Origin of the sequence: Rhodanobacter sp. 7MK24 (genome assembly GCF_014842995.1) — a bacterium.
GTDB lineage: Bacteria > Pseudomonadota > Gammaproteobacteria > Xanthomonadales > Rhodanobacteraceae > Rhodanobacter_A.
Genome location: NZ_JACYXL010000001.1, coordinates 758,332 through 775,990 on the forward strand (window position 1 = coordinate 758,332; position 17,659 = coordinate 775,990).

The 17,659-nt window shown below is 60.6% G+C and carries 15 protein-coding genes and 2 pseudogenes; 11 read left to right on the plus strand and 6 right to left on the minus strand.

Features of this window, described 5'->3' with window-relative positions:
* Positions 1 to 45: 45 nt before the first annotated feature.
* The 4 genes and pseudogenes from IHE49_RS18650 to IHE49_RS03500 all read left to right on the plus strand — a co-directional run bounded on the left by IHE49_RS18650 (position 46) and on the right by IHE49_RS03500 (position 2,836).
* A pseudogene (locus IHE49_RS18650) lies at positions 46 to 402 on the plus strand (ADP-ribosylation/crystallin J1).
* 559 nt (positions 403 to 961) lie between these two features.
* Positions 962 to 1,318, plus strand: a complete 357-nt coding sequence (locus IHE49_RS03490; protein WP_192154914.1) for a DUF1428 domain-containing protein — start codon at positions 962 to 964, stop codon at positions 1,316 to 1,318.
* Positions 1,319 to 1,902: 584 nt separating this feature from the next.
* Positions 1,903 to 2,283, plus strand: coding sequence for an ankyrin repeat domain-containing protein (locus tag IHE49_RS03495; RefSeq protein WP_192154916.1), 381 nt, complete (start codon positions 1,903 to 1,905; stop codon positions 2,281 to 2,283).
* A 124-nt stretch (positions 2,284 to 2,407) separates the two neighbouring features.
* Positions 2,408 to 2,836, plus strand: coding sequence for a DUF1801 domain-containing protein (locus IHE49_RS03500; protein ID WP_192154918.1), 429 nt, complete (start codon positions 2,408 to 2,410; stop codon positions 2,834 to 2,836).
* Positions 2,837 to 3,158: 322 nt separating this feature from the next.
* On the opposite strand, the gene IHE49_RS03505 is transcribed toward IHE49_RS03500, so the two are convergent.
* Together IHE49_RS03505 and IHE49_RS03510 are read right to left on the minus strand one after the other, a co-directional pair.
* Positions 3,159 to 5,321: a choice-of-anchor tandem repeat GloVer-containing protein gene (locus tag IHE49_RS03505; protein ID WP_192154920.1), complete on the minus strand. Its 2,163-nt coding sequence runs from the start codon at positions 5,319 to 5,321 to the stop codon at positions 3,159 to 3,161.
* Between the two features lie 393 nt (positions 5,322 to 5,714).
* Positions 5,715 to 7,355, minus strand: a complete 1,641-nt coding sequence (locus tag IHE49_RS03510) for a PAS domain-containing protein (RefSeq protein WP_192154923.1) — start codon at positions 7,353 to 7,355, stop codon at positions 5,715 to 5,717.
* Positions 7,356 to 7,773: 418 nt separating this feature from the next.
* Here IHE49_RS03510 and IHE49_RS03515 point away from each other — a divergent pair, with 418 nt between their 5' ends.
* The 3 genes from IHE49_RS03515 (at position 7,774) to IHE49_RS03525 (ending at position 10,086) form a co-directional block, all read left to right on the plus strand.
* The gene (locus IHE49_RS03515) at positions 7,774 to 8,298 is read left to right on the plus strand and encodes a hypothetical protein (protein WP_192154925.1); all 525 of its coding nucleotides are present in this window, start codon (positions 7,774 to 7,776) and stop codon (positions 8,296 to 8,298) included.
* A gap of 140 nt (positions 8,299 to 8,438) precedes the next feature.
* Entirely contained in the window at positions 8,439 to 9,002 is a 564-nt protein-coding gene (locus IHE49_RS03520; protein WP_192154926.1) for a hypothetical protein, read from the plus strand.
* A gap of 172 nt (positions 9,003 to 9,174) precedes the next feature.
* Positions 9,175 to 10,086, plus strand: a complete 912-nt coding sequence (locus IHE49_RS03525; protein WP_192154927.1) for an endonuclease/exonuclease/phosphatase family protein — start codon at positions 9,175 to 9,177, stop codon at positions 10,084 to 10,086.
* Positions 10,087 to 10,293: 207 nt separating this feature from the next.
* Here IHE49_RS03525 and IHE49_RS03530 read toward each other — a convergent pair whose 3' ends face one another.
* A complete protein-coding gene (locus IHE49_RS03530) occupies positions 10,294 to 10,809 on the minus strand; it encodes a hypothetical protein (RefSeq protein ID WP_192154929.1) in 516 nt (171 codons plus the stop codon).
* Positions 10,810 to 11,261: 452 nt separating this feature from the next.
* Positions 11,262 to 11,747 (minus strand): Lrp/AsnC family transcriptional regulator, encoded by a 486-nt coding sequence (locus IHE49_RS03535; protein WP_192154931.1) that lies wholly within the window; start codon positions 11,745 to 11,747, stop codon positions 11,262 to 11,264.
* 108 nt (positions 11,748 to 11,855) lie between these two features.
* Here IHE49_RS03535 and IHE49_RS03540 point away from each other — a divergent pair, with 108 nt between their 5' ends.
* Positions 11,856 to 13,037, plus strand: coding sequence for a S41 family peptidase (locus IHE49_RS03540; RefSeq protein WP_192154933.1), 1,182 nt, complete (start codon positions 11,856 to 11,858; stop codon positions 13,035 to 13,037).
* Between the two features lie 20 nt (positions 13,038 to 13,057).
* Here IHE49_RS03540 and IHE49_RS03545 read toward each other — a convergent pair.
* Positions 13,058 to 13,183, minus strand: a pseudogene (locus IHE49_RS03545) (IS3 family transposase); the annotation flags it as partial.
* 80 nt (positions 13,184 to 13,263) lie between these two features.
* Here IHE49_RS03545 and IHE49_RS03550 point away from each other — a divergent pair.
* Positions 13,264 to 13,659, plus strand: a complete 396-nt coding sequence (locus IHE49_RS03550) for an MAPEG family protein (protein WP_192154937.1) — start codon at positions 13,264 to 13,266, stop codon at positions 13,657 to 13,659.
* 279 nt (positions 13,660 to 13,938) lie between these two features.
* Here IHE49_RS03550 and IHE49_RS03555 read toward each other — a convergent pair whose 3' ends face one another.
* The gene (locus IHE49_RS03555; protein WP_192155446.1) at positions 13,939 to 15,261 is read right to left on the minus strand and encodes an amidohydrolase family protein; all 1,323 of its coding nucleotides are present in this window, start codon (positions 15,259 to 15,261) and stop codon (positions 13,939 to 13,941) included.
* A gap of 277 nt (positions 15,262 to 15,538) precedes the next feature.
* On the opposite strand from IHE49_RS03555, the gene IHE49_RS03560 reads away from it, so the two are divergent.
* Positions 15,539 to 16,276: a hypothetical protein gene (locus IHE49_RS03560; protein WP_192154938.1), complete on the plus strand. Its 738-nt coding sequence runs from the start codon at positions 15,539 to 15,541 to the stop codon at positions 16,274 to 16,276.
* A 185-nt stretch (positions 16,277 to 16,461) separates the two neighbouring features.
* On the plus strand, positions 16,462 to 17,622 hold the full coding sequence (locus tag IHE49_RS03565; protein WP_192154940.1) for an AAA family ATPase: 1,161 nt from the start codon (positions 16,462 to 16,464) through the stop codon (positions 17,620 to 17,622).
* Positions 17,623 to 17,659 lie beyond the last annotated feature (37 nt).

Below are 17,659 nucleotides of genomic sequence, written 5' to 3' on the forward strand. Positions count from 1 at the left end.
CCGGAGTGCACGTCGAAAGACACTTATGAGAGAACGGGAGTCGATATGACGAGTTCTGACGAAGTTACGGTGATGTACCGCCCTGTTGGACCCGAGGAATTGGAGTTGCTACGCCACGCAGGTTTCAGGCGGTGATCTCTGCGCCTGCCCGAACAGCCCATTTTCTATCCGGTTACCAATGAGCAGTACGCAGCCGAGATAGCGGATAGATGGAATGTGCATGACAGTGGCTTTGGTGCGGGCACTCGCTTTCAGGTGCGAACATCTTTCATGAGCCGATACCAAATTCAACGCGTGGGAGGGTCTCACCACACGGAGTGGTGGGTGCCAGCTGAGGATCTTGAAGACCTAAACGACAACATCGTCGGCCTCATCGAGGTCACGCGCGAGTTCAGGTCATGAAATGGATATCCGCTTTCGACCCAAAGCGAACATGCACTGAGATAGCGCGCGACTGGAGAGAGGAGAGTTAGGGATGCTGCAGACCGACAGAGAGGGCCGTCGCTGGATAAGCCGGCTGCTAGCTTCCTTACCCATTGCCGTCATGACTATGGGGTGCAGTCAGCTCAACCCGTATGTACGGGCGCGGTCGCATATGCTGGAAGCCCCTTATGCCACGTTATGCTGGGCGCCAAGGGCGGCGCCGTTACCAGTCTCGCAGGACGTTTGCGACAACGTGTCGGCTGATGCGAACTTAAAGATATGCGTGGACCAGCTGGAGCGATCCTCGCACTGGTACACGCCCATAGAAAACGTCGAGGACAATATCCTGCGATGCATGGACGGCAAAGGGTGGAAGCGAGCGATCCTGAAGGGCTACCTCGTTACCCCGGGGTGACTTGTCCGCTTCCGACCCAAAGCGGACAGCTTCTCAAGAGGCCCCGTGTCGATCCCGCAGGCGCTCATTCGTCGCACGCATGAAGGTGACCATACCGGCCACGCTTCAGCCAAGGAGACAATCATGTCCTATATCGATGGTTTCGTGATCGCCGTACCCAACGTCAACCGCGAGAAGTTTATCGAGCACGCCCGCACCTTTGACGCTATTTTCGTGGAGTACGGCGCTATCCGGGTGGTGGAATGCTGGGGCGACAACGTGCCCGATGGCAAGCTCACCGACTTTCGCCGCGCTGTGCAGGCGACGCAGGATGAATCCGTGGTGTTTTCCTGGGTGGAGTGGCCCGACAAGGCCGCTCGCGATGCCGGCATGGCGAAATTTATGCAAGATCCGCGCATGGAAGCCGCGGCGGACTGTCCTTTCGATGGCAAGCGCATGATCTTTGGCGGCTTCATGCCAGTGGTTAGCCTTCCTGGCTAGGGAGGCCTTGAGCTGGGCGCTTTCAAAGCAACGTCCGCTTCCGACCCAGAGCGGATTCAAATAAAGGAGAGAATTGCCATGGCGGGAGTAGGCGGCACATCGCCAAAAACCAGGGGTGGAAAGATCGTATGGTGGATGGCCTTTGCGGCTTTCTTTGCCTTCGTGGTCTACGTGCTGGTAAAGAATTTCTTCTGAACTGCAGCTGGCTGGCGACATGAGCTAAGGTCCGCTCTCGACCCGGAGCGGACCTAGGGTGGTCGACCAGCTTTACACCGAACAGCCTTGCGGAAAGAGGAATTCCAGCGTGAAGACTGCATCCAAACTGCTTGTTATATTCGTTGGCATCGCCCTCTTGGCTGGAGCCCTGTTGGCCCTTGGCGGAATGGGGCCTTGCGGGCCGGCCACGGTTGGGGGTTACTTAGCGATGCTGGTAGGCTCAATGAGCTTGGTGGCGGCAGCATGCACGCTACTGTGCATGTTTGCACTCTTCCTTCGCAGGCTGCACAAATCCAACGTGCGATAGGGCGGCGATCAGCGATATCTGCTTCCGACCCGAAGCGGACACCGGTATGCGGGAGCGATGGATGCGCGAATACCACTCTGTTGATGATGTACTTGATGCGGTCTGGGGCATTGTCGAATTCGGTGGCTATCAGGAGCGGCCGACGGTCAAGTCTATTGGGATCTTTGGTAGCACCCCTCTGTTTGCGCCCATCACGTGGGGTGACACGAACGCGGTCAGGTTGCTCCTTGAAGCCGGCATTGAGTGCGATGTCCAGCGTGAAAGAGGCGAGACGGCTCTGCACCACGCCATCCGGATGGGTAAGTTTGATATCGCGAGAATGCTGTTGGCCCATGGGGCAGATCCACGGATCAAAGACATCGACGGGAAAGCGCCTTATGACTGCTGCTGGGATGGCGAGTGGGAAGGGATTTTCGGGCTTGGGTTCAAGCCCGGTAGCTAGGCAACCGCATTAACGAGGTGTCCGCTTTCGACCCAAAGCAGCCGTTCCAAGACTACGCATCCCCGTCCCGTTATCCGTGTGTTTCGATAGTCAGGCGCAGGACCAAGCCCACCGGAGGCGCACCATGACGACAAAGGCTCAGATCAGCCGCTATCTCGAAGCCCTGCCGGAGCCAAAGCAGAGCGATATGCGGATGCTCCATGGCGCCATTCTCGACATGAACCCGGGTTGCAAGTTGTGGTTCCTCGACGGGAAGGACGAAAGCGGCAAGATTGTCTCCAACCCGTGCATCGGTTACGGCACGCTTGGCAAGCAATACGCCAACGGCAAGACCAAGGAAGTATTTCAGGCAGGGATCAGCGCCAACTCGGCGGGGCTGTCGGTTTACATCATGGGCATGGACGACAAGAAGTATCTGCAGGACACGTACGGCGACTCGATCGGCAAGGCGAATGTCACCGGCTACTGCATCAAGTTCAAGGCGCTCAAGGATATCGACCTGGATACGCTCAAGAAGGCCATCCAAGATGGCATTGAAAAGACGCGTGCCTAACGGCTGGGCGACGGGTGGAGGCATTCAGCAGAAAAACAGAGAGGCGGAATGCGATTTACCGAAATGGTGTTTTGAAATGTCGGCTACGAATCTGCTCTGACAGTGTGGAGTTTGAGCGCCTCTGAAATCATTTGAAAATACGGCAATGGCATTGGAGAGATTTTTCAGCGTTGGAATATTTCTTCGAACCCTTTCTTTTTCTTGCCTTGGTGTTTCAGGTCCCGAAGTCTCAGGCATTTTCCGCGATCAACGGCATCGATGCAGATTGAAAAATACGCAGGCGATGAAGCGGGAAATCTATGCTTCATCGCCTGCGTTTCGCTTATGGCGTGTTGGGCACGTTCTTCTTGAAGATCGTCATGCCTGCGGCGGGTGTCGCGAGCGTGGTGGGTGTGAAGGTGCATTGCGATGCGCACGTGCCCGCGTTGGTTGACAGGATCAGGTTGCTGCCGTTGCTCCACACCAGATCGGCAAGGCCGTCGTGGTTGTAGTCATCGACGGCGACAATGGTGGAGGATTCCGCGCCTGCGTTCGACACGGTTACGACGGACTTGCGCTGGACGCCGTTCATCAGCCAGTAGCCCCACTGAGATCCATCGTCCTTCATCCACACCAGGTCGCTCTTGCCGTCGCCGTCGAGGTCGCCGACGCCGACGAGCTTCCAGCCAACCGGGTAGGAGCCGGCATAGGCTGAAGTGAAACGGCTGCTGCCGCTGGTGCCGTTGCTGGCCCACAGGTAAAGGTCGTTATTGGCGCTGCTCCACAGCACGTCCAGCTTGCCGTCGCCGTTGAAGTCGCCTTCCGCGATCGGGTAGTAACCCGGCGCGTATGAGGTGGTGTACGTGCTCTTGATGGTCGTGCCATTCATCAGCCAGTAGCCGAACTGATGCGTGCTGGTGTTAATCCAGTAGAGATCGGTATTGCCGTCGCCGTCGATATCGCCCGCACCGGTGATGCTCCAACCCGCCGGATATTTGCCCATGTAAGCCGACGTGAAGCCGTTACCGCCGTTCTTGCCGCCCAGCCACAAGTAGAGATCGTTGTTGGCGCTGGTCCACAGGATGTCCTGGAAGCCATCACCGTTGAAATCCGCCACGGCGACCGGGTAGTAACCTTTGGCGACGGTCTGCAACACTTGCTTTGCACCTACCTGGTTGATCAGGCGAACGTCGAGCGAGCTGGTGCTTGCATTGGTCATCACGACATCGTTGGGTGCCATGTACGGAAAGCGGAAAACTGCGCCATTGTTGCCACTGCCGGTGAGCGTGGTCGTGCCATAGAGGTTGTTGTCCGAGCCCAACATGAGCGATCCGGGATAGTAGCCAAGCGGATCGGCGTTATTGAAGCTGTAAAGCACCTTGTACGATGAACCATCCGGCGTCAATTCGAAGATCGTGCCGCCATTGTAGGTGCCGCCCGCACCGGTCGAACCATAAAGGTTGCCGTCCGCGCCCAACACCAGGGGACCATTGGGACCCAGGCCGGTGATGCTGCCCTGCGAACCGGCACCAAAATCGTGCAGCGCGGTGAATGTGGTCGTGGTGGGATCGAAGCTGTAGATCAGCCCGGCGGCGTTGGTGCCCGCCCTGCAGAGCGCGCCATAGAGCTTGCCATTGGCGGCCGCTAACAAGGTGCCATTGACCCCGCCGAATTCAGCGGCGTAGCAGCTGCCGGTGCCGCTCGTGGGAAGCGAGAAGATCTGCGTGATGCCGCCACCCGGTATGACGCGATAGATAATGCCCGAGTCATTGTCACCACCATTGATCGTGGTGCCATACAGGTTGCCATCGCTGCCGAACACGAGCGATCCGCTGGGGTGGGTGCCGGTCATGGCGCCGGTTGGACTGAAGGTGTAGAGCAGCGAAAAGCTGCCGGCGGCACTGATCGAATAGAGCGTGCCGTCGCCCGACTCGCCGCCGCTGTAGGTAACGCCATAGAGCGTGCCATCGGGACCCTGCACCAGGTTCGCTTCGGGCGAGGCGCCATCGCTGTTGTACTGGTTCAAGCCGGACCAAGTCGCGTTGGCGAAGGTGTGCACGTTGGTGTACTGGCCACCCGTGGTGAGGCTATAGATGGCGCCGCCGGGAGCAGTGCCGTTGGATGCGCTGACTAAGGTGCCGTAGAGCTCGCCGTTGCTCGCCTGGAACAAGCCGCCGAACGGCTGCTGTTGCGCCGCGGGACTGATGTCGTAGAAGTCGGTATATGTGCCTGTCATCGAGACACGATAGACACCGCCGGAATTGGTGCTGTTGCGATGCATGGCGGCGCCGTACAGGTTGCCGTCGCTGCCCTGCATTAGGTATCCGACAGGCGTGCTCAGGCCCGAGCCACCCGGCAGGGCCGCCAGCAGCGTTGGCGATGTTGTCGTCGTTGCGCCGGCCGTCAATGACGCCGCACACCCGAGTGCCCCCAGCAACGTCGCCGCGATGCGCGTCATGCGCAGGGTGCGTGGCCGGACTACCTTGCCCTTATTCATCTGTTCCATGTTGTCCTCAGTGTTGGTGTTGAAGCGAACGCGCGGCAACGCCACGCAAGGGAGTGCGCGTGTGCGAAAACTTGGGGAAACGAAAGGGCGTGGCCGATAGCCGCGCACTGCACATTCACGGATGCATGCATCCGTGAGCAGCTAGCCTGGGTATCATCGCCGGTCATCCATTGGCCTCGCCTGACTTCCCCTTAAGTCACACGGGGAGCGTGAATCGCAATAAAAAGCGATTCCTCGGTGATACGACCAAGATTCCCCTGCGCCAAATCCTGTCACGCAAGACGCTGACGCCGCAAGTATCGGTGTGATAACGGGACGGCAATTAAGGTGCGGAAATCGGCTCGAACCATAATGAGGTCACTTGTGCCTCTGATGGAAGTGAGCGAGACCCCGTCAGCTTGCGTCCCCATCCCCCGAAAAAACATACACGCCCAACGCATGGCTCTTGGCCTGGTACATGGCGGCGTCTGCGGCGCGCAGGTAGTCGTCGGTGCTCGTGAAGCCGATCTGGCTGTTGACCACGCCGATACTCGCGCCGCAGGTCACGGTGTGCGAGTCGATCCGATAGGGGGCCGCGAGGGCGGTCGCAATCTGCCGGGCCCGGTCGCAGGCGCCCGCGTGGTCGATGGACTCAAGCAGCACGTTGAACTCGTCGCCGCTCATGCGGGCGACAAAATCGATGGCACGGACGCAGGATTCAAGCCGGCGTGCGACCTGCTGCAACAGTTGGTCGCCCACATGGTGCCCAAGGGTGTCGTTGACGGCCTTGAACCGGTCGAGGTCCAGCAGCAGCACGGCGAACGGGGTGGTGTCCTCGTGTGACGGCGCGTCGCCGCCTTTCGAAGCGCTGTCTCGATGCAGCGCGATGGCGTGTTCGAGGCGATCGCGGAACAACGGCCGGCCGGGCAGGTTGGTCAAGGCGTCGTACGAGCTGCCACGTTCCGCCAGGTCGCTCAGCGATCCGGCCATCCGCACGGCGATGCCGTCTTCGAATTGGGCGATGCCGCGCCAGTTGAGCCATACCGGCCGCCCCGATCCATGGCGGGCGCGGAAATCCACGGAGAAGTTCGGGTGATGGTCCGACAGGTGCCTGCGGTAGGCAGCCTCCACGCGCTCGAGGTCATCGGGATCGATGAGCTGCTGCAGAAACTGCCAGCCGTCTTCATGCAGGTGGCCGGTGCCGCTCAGCCCGACAATCTCGTTGAAGCGCTGCGACACATGCAGGACGCCAGTCTGCAGGTTCCAGTCCCAGATGCCGTCGTTGGAGCCGCGGGTGGCGAGTGCATAGCGGTTGTCGGATTGCACCAGTTCGAGTTCGGTACTCTTCTGTTCGGTCACGTCGATCATCAGGCCGATCATGCGATTCGGGCGCCCGTGCTCGACGTCCACGCGGCACAGGTCGCGCACCCAGATGACATCGCCGGATTTGGCAATCAACCGGTAGCTCATTTCGTACGCATAGCTGTGCGTTGCATAGTACGCGGCATCGTCGATGACCAGCGCCTCGGCCAGGTCGTCGGGATGCACGTGCGCCCGCCAGAAACCCGGGTCGGCCCGCCATTCTTCCACCGAGTAGCCGAAAAGGCGCTCGACCTGCGGGCTGAGGAAGGTATTGCCCACGCCAAGTTCCGCTTCCCAGACGACGCCGTCGATGGTTTCCAGCAGCCGCAGGAAGCGCTGGCGATCCTCCATCAGGACCTGCTCGCTGATCTCGGTGATCTCGATCAGGACACCCTGGCGACTGAGCACGCGATCCGCCGCGTCGGTCTTCGGATGCAACTGCAGACGCATCCAGCGGTAGTCCGAGTTGGCGAAGCGCAGGCGAAACACCGGCATGCCTGCCCTCAAGGCGCCCGTGTCGTCGGGATGCACGAAGTCGAGCAGGGACTGGCCGAGCGTCCCGTCGACCGGGTAACCCGTGAGCTTGTGCCAGGCGGGATTGAGGTAGGTGATGACCCACCGTGCGTCCGTTTGCACCACCGCGTCGGGTAGCAGCTGCAGCAATTCTTCGGGCGGCGTGGGAGGGACAGGCATCTGCCGCTTATGCTCACCGATGCGTGAGCGTCGAGTCCAGCCCCTTGGCGTGAAGGTCGGGCCGGGATGACGCAGCCCATCGGGCGCCGCCAAGGCGGCAGCTTCAGCGCCCCGCGGATAAGCGGCGGATAGGCGAGAGGGGCGATCAAGCCGCGGCCATCGGCTCCGGCTTCCTGTTTTCAGGGGAGCAGCTTCGCGAACAACGGCCGCTTGGGCCCGGGCAGCCTGGGCGAGATCAATCTGCTGCGCGCTGCGGCAGGACGCGCTTTATTCGGCGCGGGAGTTATTCGGGCGGGAGCGGGGAAAAGAGGGCGCATCGGGTCCACTCCTTGTCCAGCGTGCGCCCCGCGGCATGTGCTGACCGAATCGCGCGCCCGATTGCGCAATACCTCATAGGGCCATCAACAGGAGCGGCGCCATGGATGATATCTGGGACGATGACACTAACCGCGGCAGGGGCGGAACGGACAACTCGCTGAAGTTGAATGCGGAGTTTCCTTTCAGCAAGTACCAGCATTACTTCGTCCGGTCGATCGCATTGAGAGGCACGGGCTGGGACGGATCCCATCATCAGGAGCTCATGATCGAGCTCGGCCAGACCATCCCTACGACGCTGGTGAGACGCGGGTACCTTCGATATCGGCCGGTGTTGCTTCGGATCTCGAGAAACAACGGCCAGGACACCTTCCAGCTCGGCGCCTCGGCGAGCAAGTACAACACGCTTCTCGAGCGGCATGTCAGTCGCAATACGATTACCTGCCGAAGGGTCTTTCAGGCTTTCGGCGAGGTTCGAAAGCTCTATCCCAGCTACGACAAGGGCAACTGCAGGCGGTTCGCCCAGGACATCTTCGAGGCCCTGGTGCCCGAGGTGACCGAGGATTTCGAGAAGGAATCCGGCGGGCGCGGCAGCAATCTGGATGAGATCAGGGACCTGTTTTTCTGAAGGGGTCTGGAAAGCAGGTATGACGCTTGGCTTTCCGGCGTGGCTGCGGTTTTTCGGAGCTGTCCGACTCTGAGGGGCTCAGCTGGTTGGAGGGGAATGTGGTCAGGTTCAGTTGGCGGCACAGTAGCGATCAAACATGCATGGCTTGGTCGCGCAGGCTGAGGTTAGGTTTTCCGGCATTCTTCAAAGGATCGAATGCGATGATCTTCTATAAAGCGGTGAATTCTGGATCGATCGACGGAATCTTGTTTCGCGGTTTAGATCCTAATCCAAGTTCTGAGGAGCGCGCGCTTGGCTCCACGTCGATAGCGTCGTCGAGTAGCGGCCGATCACCTTCGGAGGCGGATATCAGTATTCCGGGCCAATGTGTATCGGCAGACCTGTCCTACGCCTGCGACTACGTGACGATGCATCTGGGCGATTGGGTCGTCCTTGCAATTGAGGTGCCTGACGACGACTTTTCGGGTGTAGTCAACTCGAAAACGGGCGTTGCTCTCAGCGCGGGAGAAGCCGCTGACGCGATGGAGGTGAAATTGACGCAGATCATTCCAACCAAGCGATTGTGGTTTTTATATTCCACAGGAAAATGGATGTCGATTCATGATTATCACAAAAATAGTCGATCCGTGTGGGAGGGGTCAGGGGGCATCAAACCGAAAAAATTCAAGGAAGAAAATATAGAGGCCAAGAAGTCGCTCTGGTGAACAAAAGGTCCGGGTGACGCGGCATGGGGTGTTGGTGTGTGGTTGGATGCGGTACGGTTCCGGGATGAAGCTGGTTTGCTTCAGCATTGCCCCGCTGCACAAGATCTTGCTCTGGGTTCGAGTTCGGATCTTTCATGCATCATGACAGATGGTATGCGAGTGCGGAGCTCATATGCGTATTGCCTATCAAAACCTTCAGCGTCTTGGCAACAACTCGGATCCGGCCAAGCGCGCCAATATTATAAAAGATCTCAGAAATTTTTCGGTCTGGTGGCCGGATTATTATTGTTTTGTCGAATTCGGTACAAGCAACGGTGATCAGGAGTTTCGGGCATTTGGGCGCGATTTGTTTGCTTCAACTGGCCGCCTTTCCAAGGATTGGGGCTGTGAGTACGATTACTGCGATCCACATAAGCAGGGTGTCAATAACCATCGCGGCGACGAAACCTTTGCGGTATTCAAGGCCGACAAGAGCGCTGCCAATCAAATTCGGATGCAGAACACGCTCACCTACCTTGAAGCGTTCCGCACGATAGATGCCGGGCTAAGGCAAGTGCGCGAAACATTTGGTACTCGCCAATTGGCGCGCATGACTATACAAAATGCCGCGCAGAACGATTCGTTCGACCTATTGCTCGCCCATCCGTCGCCGATGAATGCATCGCAAGCGATGATCACGCTTCTTGATTTCATCAATGAGCAATACGTCGCTCAACGCAGAAAATTCCTTTTGGTCGGGGACTTTAACTACCGTCCGGATCAGCAGATGTCGACTGTCGGCAAGGAGTCGATCAAGAGCATTGCCAAAGCTCTGAATAGCGCTGTAGGCGACGGTGGGCTTCTTGCTATGTTTAACTTTTTTAGCAAGACAAGGTCGGTGATGGATTCGGTGAGCGTGCGGGAGATTGCCAAATTCAGAAAGTTTTCGGTTGCCAATTCTGGATCGGATACCCATGCCAACATGGGCGAGATCGACTACGTTTTGCACTCCGCCGATTTGCAAGTCTCCAAGCCTGGCGTGCTCACGAGAAGCCAGCCTGGGTCCGATCACCATGCACTCTATTTCGATGTCACCTGGACGTGACCTTCGAAAAGAGGCTTGTCACTTCGGGCGAAAGCGGAGTCAGGATTCCCCCGCCGAAGTCCAGGCCGCGAAACGGGTCAGGTTCGCTTTTGGGTGACTGAGCCTTAGCCCTGGTTCCGCTGAGTGCTCTGGCAGGAGGGAGGACGCCCGGCGTGGTCCGAGCGGTGTCGAGCGAGTCTGGGCGGATCTCGTGGGGCATTGGTTACTTCAGCCGGCGGTTCCCGCGCGATCCGCCGCGGGCAGGTTGATCGAATAGACGACGGAGGCGATTTTCCATCCATCGTTTGTAAGGACCGTTGTCCAGACGATGCGTCCGTGTCCCACCTTCGCCCTGTAGTCGAAGGAGATCGACCCGACCTCGCCGTCGGAATGGATGTCGAGATTTTCGATCTGGTCGGGTGGAAGTTTCACCTCGCCGGCGACGTCTTCCTTGGCGGTGATCAGGAGGGTACGCGGTACAGGCTGTTTGTTGGCGGCAGTCACGAGCGCATAGGACCTGGGGGCGAAGCCGCCCATCACGGGTGCGTCTGCACTCACGTACATGCGCAGCAATGCCGGGGCGTCCTTCGTCGCCACGGCGTGCTCATAGGCATTCCACAAGGCATGCAGCGCTGCCGCATCCGGATCTCCGCCAGACGCGCCGATCGTGTCCGCCCCGAATGCCTGCATCGTAAGCAGCAAACCTGCAGCAACAGCAGCGGCCTTACCTAACTGCTTCTTCATTGGATCCCCTTTCGAAGCGCGTCCACACCGGTACGCCCTGGCGTTGACCACGAGGATCGGATTGGAGTTCCGGATTGAGCCTTGAACAAGCAAGGGCGGCGTTTTGAGGCATGCGTTGCGGGAAGTCGGCGCCGGCCCTGCTGAAACGGGAAAGCGTGTCAGGTTCATTGTGCGGCCGCTTGGGAAAGGGTGTCAGTGGCAACCTCAGGTATTGCCGGCGAAGAGAAGGATCAGTGCTCCAGGCTCCCTTCGGTGCCATGGACGAGGTCTTCGTACAGATTGCTCGGCTCTGTTTCCACAGTGTTGCCTTTGGCGCCGGGTTCCGACGCGCAGCGCAGTTGAGCTGACCTGCATCGCTTGCTGGCTGACCATCTAACGGAGGATTGCCTGTCGCACTGTTGTTGGCGGTGACCGACAACTGCTTGGGCGAGAGCCAGTACAAACACCGGCAGCTATTTTGATGTGCGCGATGCTTTTCCAACCTTGCCAACCCGCGACGTCACGTCCAGGGGGCGGCAGATAACCGTGCTACTAGTTTCCTGCACGCCTGCGACTGAGCGCAGCGACTCGATGAGTTCTCCAAGATGAGCGGTGTCCCTGCAGGCGACGCGTAGGCGCGCGTCAAACGAACCCGTCAGCGACACCGCGTCGTGGACGACGTCGATGCTTTGCAGGACTTGTTCGAACGCCTCCATGCTGGCGCCCGGCTGGAGCTTCACGTCGACAAACGCGTGCAGTCCGAAGCCCATGGCTTCCATCGAAACGTTGGCCTGGAACCCGGTAATGATGCCGCGCTGCTGCAGGCGCGCGACGCGTTCCGCCGTGGCATTCGGGCTGAGATTGACCTGCACACCAAGCTCGCGAAAGCTCGTTCGTCCGTGCGTCAGCAGGACGCTGAGGATTTTGCGGTCGATGCCGTCTATCGCATGGTTTCGCAACGTTTAGTCTTCCTGTTTTGATGTTTTCATGCGTAAAGACACAAGATTATGTCATCGACAACATTATATGCGACATTTTAGATATCGTTCCGCGCTTAGTGCGGTCACATGCCGTTCGCGTCACGTTGGCTGCGAACCGAGACGGCAGTGCCGCGCCAGGTTTTCATCAACGGCTGTTTTACAAGGAGAGCATTCATGCGCCTTTGTCGCGTCATTACGTCGTGCGTGTTGTTGCTGGCACCACTGGGCGTGGCGGTTGCACAGGTGGCCCCGTCCGCCGGTCCGGTCGACGCATCCACCCGCCAGGCAGTTGTTGCGAGTCTCGGCAAGCAGATGCAGGCGAACTACGTATTTCCCGACGTCGCCAGCAAGGTGGCTGCCGCACTCGACGCGAAGGTCGCTGGCCATGCCTATGAGCACGACGCAACGACCGACACGTTCGCCAAGGCATTGACCCATGACCTGCAGTCGGTCGGGATGGATCGGCACCTGCGGATCATGTATGACCCGACTTTCAAGCCGGACGAAAACGACGACACGGCGCTTACGCCGAAACAGATCGATGAGCAGCGGACGATGGCGAGCCAGTACGCCTACGGCATCGCCAAAGTGGAACGACTCCCGGGCAACGTGGGTTACCTGGACATCCGCGGCTTTCTGCCGGCCGACTTTGTGGCGACCGGATATGCCGCTGCGATGAACCTGGTTGCCGGAAGCGATGCACTGATCATTGATCTGCGGAAGAACGGTGGCGGTGATCCTTCCTCGGTCGCCACCTTGCTCAGCTACTTCTTCGCCGAGGGCGATAGCCGTCACCTCAACGACTTGTACTGGCGCAAAGGCGACAAGACACAGCAGTTCTGGACGGCTGCCGTCAGCGGGCCACGCTACACCAGGCCCGTGTATGTGCTGACGTCTGCGCTCACGTTCTCCGGCGGCGAAGAATGTGCCTACGATTTCCAGACGCAAAAGCGGGCCACGCTGGTGGGTACGAGCACGGGTGGCGGCGCCAATCCCGGCGATGTCTTCGCACTGGGCCACGGTTTCGTCGCCTTCATTCCGGTGGGCCGTGCCGTCAACCCCGTCACGCATACGAACTGGGAGCATGTCGGTGTCAAACCGGATATTGCGGTGCCTGCGGCTGACGCGATGAAAACCGCCTACGTGGCCATTCTCAAGAAACAGATCGTCACGACAAAGGATCCTGACCAGCTGGACCGGCTGAAGGCGACGCTGGCGCGGGTGGAGAAGGGTGTGGAAGAGAAGCCCAACTACGATCCCCCCAAGTAAGGACAAGGGGGACGGGGCTACGCCAGGCGATCCATCACCTGTGCCACATCCATACCGGAGATCCCCCGCTCGACCTCGATGACGACCGCCTCGTGCGTGGCGTCATCGGCGACCGTCAGGTATTTGAGGACGCGCCATTCACCGGAGCTCCGAGTGAAGCTTGCGGATAGTACCGGGCGCCCCTTGCGGCGCATCATGTCGCCTGACCCAATCGGGGAGGTGCGAAATGCCGGTCGAACTGAAGATGTTGGGGTGGTCGACAGCGCTGGGGCTGATCTACCTGTTGCTGGCCACGCTGCTGTCGCTGTTACAGCGTGGCATGGCCTGGAACACTGGCAATCGCGACGAGGCGGTGCCGCTGACCGGGATGGCCGCAAGGATGGATCGCGCCAGCCGCAATTTCCTGGAGACCTTCGCGTTCTTTGCCGTCGCCGTGCTGGTGGTCGTGGTGGGGCAGCGCACCGGTGCCAGGACGGTGCTTGGTGCCGAACTCTATTTCTGGGCTCGCGTTGTCTACCTGCCGGTCTATGCGGCTGGCATTCCTTACCTGCGCACCCTGGTCTGGACCGTGTCCGTCGTCGGGCTGGTCATGGTGTTGTCCGGCGTGTTCAGTCCGAGCTGACCGAATGGCAAGATCGGTGTGACACCCTGCGTCTCGCCGGGACCGCCGATCCATGCAATCAGCGACCCGTAGCGGACCTTCGCTGCCCAGAGGCATGCCTGTGATACCGGCAACTGCGTGGTTTACGCTGCCAGACCGGCCGCGCTGCGCCATGGGCGACGCAGGCGGCAGGGTGCGCGAGGGTTTCATCAAACAGGGGTAGGGTGCACTTTCTTGACGCATGCGTTGCAGGAAGTCGACGCTGGCCCCGTTTGAAAGCGGCCGGCCGAGCCCGCCTGCCTATTGCGGCTGCTTGTATATGGCGCCGCCCTTCATCACGAAAGGCACGTGTTCGATGGCGCTGATGTCCGCTGTCGGATCGCCTTGGACGGCGATGATGTCGGCGTCCAGACCGGCCTTCAATTGTCCGAATCGGTCCTGTTGGCGCAGGACCTTCGCATCGACGGCCGTGGCGGCAAGCAGCGCGCGCGCCGGTGACATGCCGTCGCGCACCATCCACTCCAGCTCCTTGTAGTTGGTGCCGTGGGTGAATACGCCCACGTCGCTGCCCGAGCCGATGGTGACGCCCGCCTGCATGGCCAGCTTGAAGGCGTGGGCCGCCTGTTGCATGTCTTCGGTGGGAGGCAGGCCGGGCTTCCAGCCGCGGAAATATTCTGCGTAAGCGGCCTCCGCCTCGAGCGTGGGCATGTAGGCGACGTTGTGCTGCTTCATGAGTTCGAACACGTCGCGCGTGCCGCCGTAGGCATGCTCGATGGTGTCGACGCCGGCAAGCACCGAACGGCGCATGCCTTCGGGCGTGGTGGAATGCACGGCAACCGGCAGGTTCATCGAGTGCGCGGTTTCCACCGCGGCATTCAATTCTTCCTGGGTAAACGTGGGCACGGCACCTTTGCTCTTGCCGCAGTGGTAGTCGGCATAGAGCTTGATCCAGTCTGCGCCGTGGCCGGCCTGGTCGCGCACGGCGTCGATCATCTGCGCGACGCCGCTGACCGGGATACCGCCTTGCGGAAGATCCAGGTCGGCGCGGAAACCCAGCGGGCCTGGACCGTAGCAATGCGCGGCGATGGTGGCGCGCGTGGCGACAAACAGGTGCGGGCCAGGAATCAGGCCCTGGTCGATCGCGCGCTGCACGTCGACGTCCGCATAGCCTGCACCTTCGGTACCCAGGTCGCGCAGGGCGGTGAAGCCGGCCATCAACGTGTCGTGCACGTGCTGCACGGCTTCGATGGTGCGATAGGGCAGCGTTTCCTTCAGCACCTGATCGTTCCACAGGGTTTCGTTGTACGGGTGCAGGAAGATGTGCGAATGCGCGTCGATCAGGCCGGGCAGCAGGGTGGTGCCCGGAAGGGTGATGGTTTGCGTGCCGGCCGGTACGTTTACTTGCGAAGCCGGCCCCACTGCGGCGATTTTGTCGCCCTGCACCAGCACCACCCAGCCGGAATGCGTCTGTTCGCTGCGCGCGTCGAAGACGCGGTCGGCCTTGATCAGCCAAGGATGATCGGCCGGTTTCGGTACGGTGTCGGCCCGGCACGTCTGGGGAATGCTTGTGAGTCCGATGGTCGCTGCAAACAAAGCGACAACTGCACGCTGGAATCGATGCATGGTCACGTGGGCCTCCCCGCCTGCGGCTTCATCGTTCGCCGATGACGCCTGTGCCGGGGAGCATAACGGCAACGGTCTTGCGCGTCAGTCTGCTAGAAGCAGTGGTCAGCGTGCACTTTCTTGAAGCGGGCGTTGCGGGAATCGATCCTGCTTTCCGGTTTCTCTTTCTTTCCGCTGGCGCGATCTTGAGCGGCTCCGTTGCGTGCGCTAGTTTGGCCTCGATGGTGGTGTGGAAGCGGTCAGTGCGGAACGGAAACCCCCAAAGAGGAATGTCCCAATGACTGGGCAGGCGCAGGATTTTTTTCACCACTACCGGGCGTTGGATACGCGCGTCCTGTTGGCTCGTTACCGCAGCGACGGGTTGTTGCCGGAAGCCAGGGCCGCATTGCTGGAAGTACTTGCGGACCGCGGTTACACCGTGGAGGCGTTGGAAAACAGCGGTGCGGACTGGATCGTTACGCTTCGCACCGAAGAGAGCATCGAAGCGCATTCGGTGCCAGGAAAGGCGGGGCGATCGCTTGCGAGCACGTGGCGGTGGTTCCAGCGAAAGGCTGCGGTTTTCGCTTTGCTGGCCAGTGAGCGGGGTCGCCTTCGGGAAACCTGGGCACAGGTCGCCCGGCTCTGCCTGCTTGCAACGTGCCTGTGGTCGGTGGGACTGGCCAGCTTGTTCGGCATGGGGCTCTTCGCGGTCGCGAATGTCTTTTGTGACTCCGGGCCAGCGGAGAAGTGCTTTCGCATGGGACTGCACTTTCTCGAGGTCGGCGCGCTGGCCGATGTCCTGTTGATACCCGCCATGCTTGCCTTGCTGTTCCCGGAGAAGTGGATCGCCTGGTATCTCAAGGCCGTTCCCGTGCTTGCGCTCGCGGTTTTTGTCGCCGCCATCCACTGGTACCGGATACTTCCCGCGTTCTGCGCGAAGGCGGCGGAACTGAGCGCCGTGATTACGCTCCTCGCTATCGCCTACCTGATCCTTTCGTGGAAGTCGGCGCCGGCTCCAGCGCCAGAACCTGCATGACAGGGTCGTAAGACAGGGCAGGGACGCTTTCCATATCGGAATCAGGTTCACTTCGCGGCCCACCCGCGCGGAAAATGCAGCTGGGCTCACGTGGATGCTCACGACATCGACGCTTGGCCTTGTTCTGGCCCCGCTCCGGACCCCGTTATAAAGTCCGCGCTGGTTTGAGCGAAGGAGTCGCCCCCATGCTGACCACGCTTGCCGTTGCGAACTACCGCTCGCTGCGCGAACTGATCGTGCCGCTGGGACGGCTCAATCTCGTCGTCGGCGCGAACGGCAGCGGCAAGTCGAATCTGTACCGCGCGTTGCGCTTGCTCGCCGAATCGGCGCAGGCGGGCATCGTGCCGGCGCTCGCGCGCGAGGGCGGCCTGGGTTCGGCGTTGTGGGCAGGACCGGAGACGATCAGCCGTGCGATGCGTCGCGGCGAGGTGCCGGTGCAGGGTGGCCCGCGGCAGGAATCCGTGCGTCTGTGCCTGGGATTCGCCAGCGACGACCTCGGTTATGCCGTCGATCTAGGCTACCCGGAGCCATCGTTGAGCGCTTTCGCGCTCGATCCGCAGATCAAGCGCGAGACGATTTGGAACGGGCCGTTCCTGCGCGCAGCGAGCACCCTGGTCGATCGGGATGGCGGCATGGCGCGTGTGCGCGATGGGCGCAGTTGGCGAGTGATACATCAGCACCTCAATCCGTTCGAGAGCCTGTTCGGCCAGATCGCCGATGCGCAGAGTGCCCCTGAGGTGTTGACCCTGCGCGAAACGATCCGCGGCTGGCGCTTCTACGACCATTTCCGTTCGGACGCGGATGCGCCGGCGCGCCTGCCGCAGTTGGCCACGCGCACGCCCGTGCTGAGCCACGATGGTCGGGATGTCGCCGCCGCGTGGCAGACCATCCGCGAAATCGGCGACGCGGACGCGCTCGATGCCGCCGTCGCCGATGCGTTTCCCGGCGCGGAAGTCAAAGTAGGCAACACGGACGGCCGCTTCCTGCTGCACTTCTCGCAACACGGGCTGTTGCGTCCGTTGTCGGCTGCGGAACTCTCCGACGGCACGCTGCGCTACCTGCTTTGGATTGCCGCCCTGCATACGCCGCGGCCGCCGCCGCTGATGGTGCTCAACGAACCGGAGACCAGCCTGCATCCCGATCTCCTGCCACCGCTGGCGCGCCTGATCGCCGACGCCGCCATGCGCACGCAGGTCTGGGTGGTGTCGCATGCGCCGCGCCTCATCGCGGCGCTGGAAGACCAGCCGCATTGCCACACCATTCGTCTGGAGAAGGAGTTGAGCCAGACGGTGGTGAGCGGACAGAGCATGCTCGACCAGCCGGCATGGCATTGGCCGGAGCGGTAGCCAATTGGCACTCCGCAAAGTGCCATGGACAATTTGA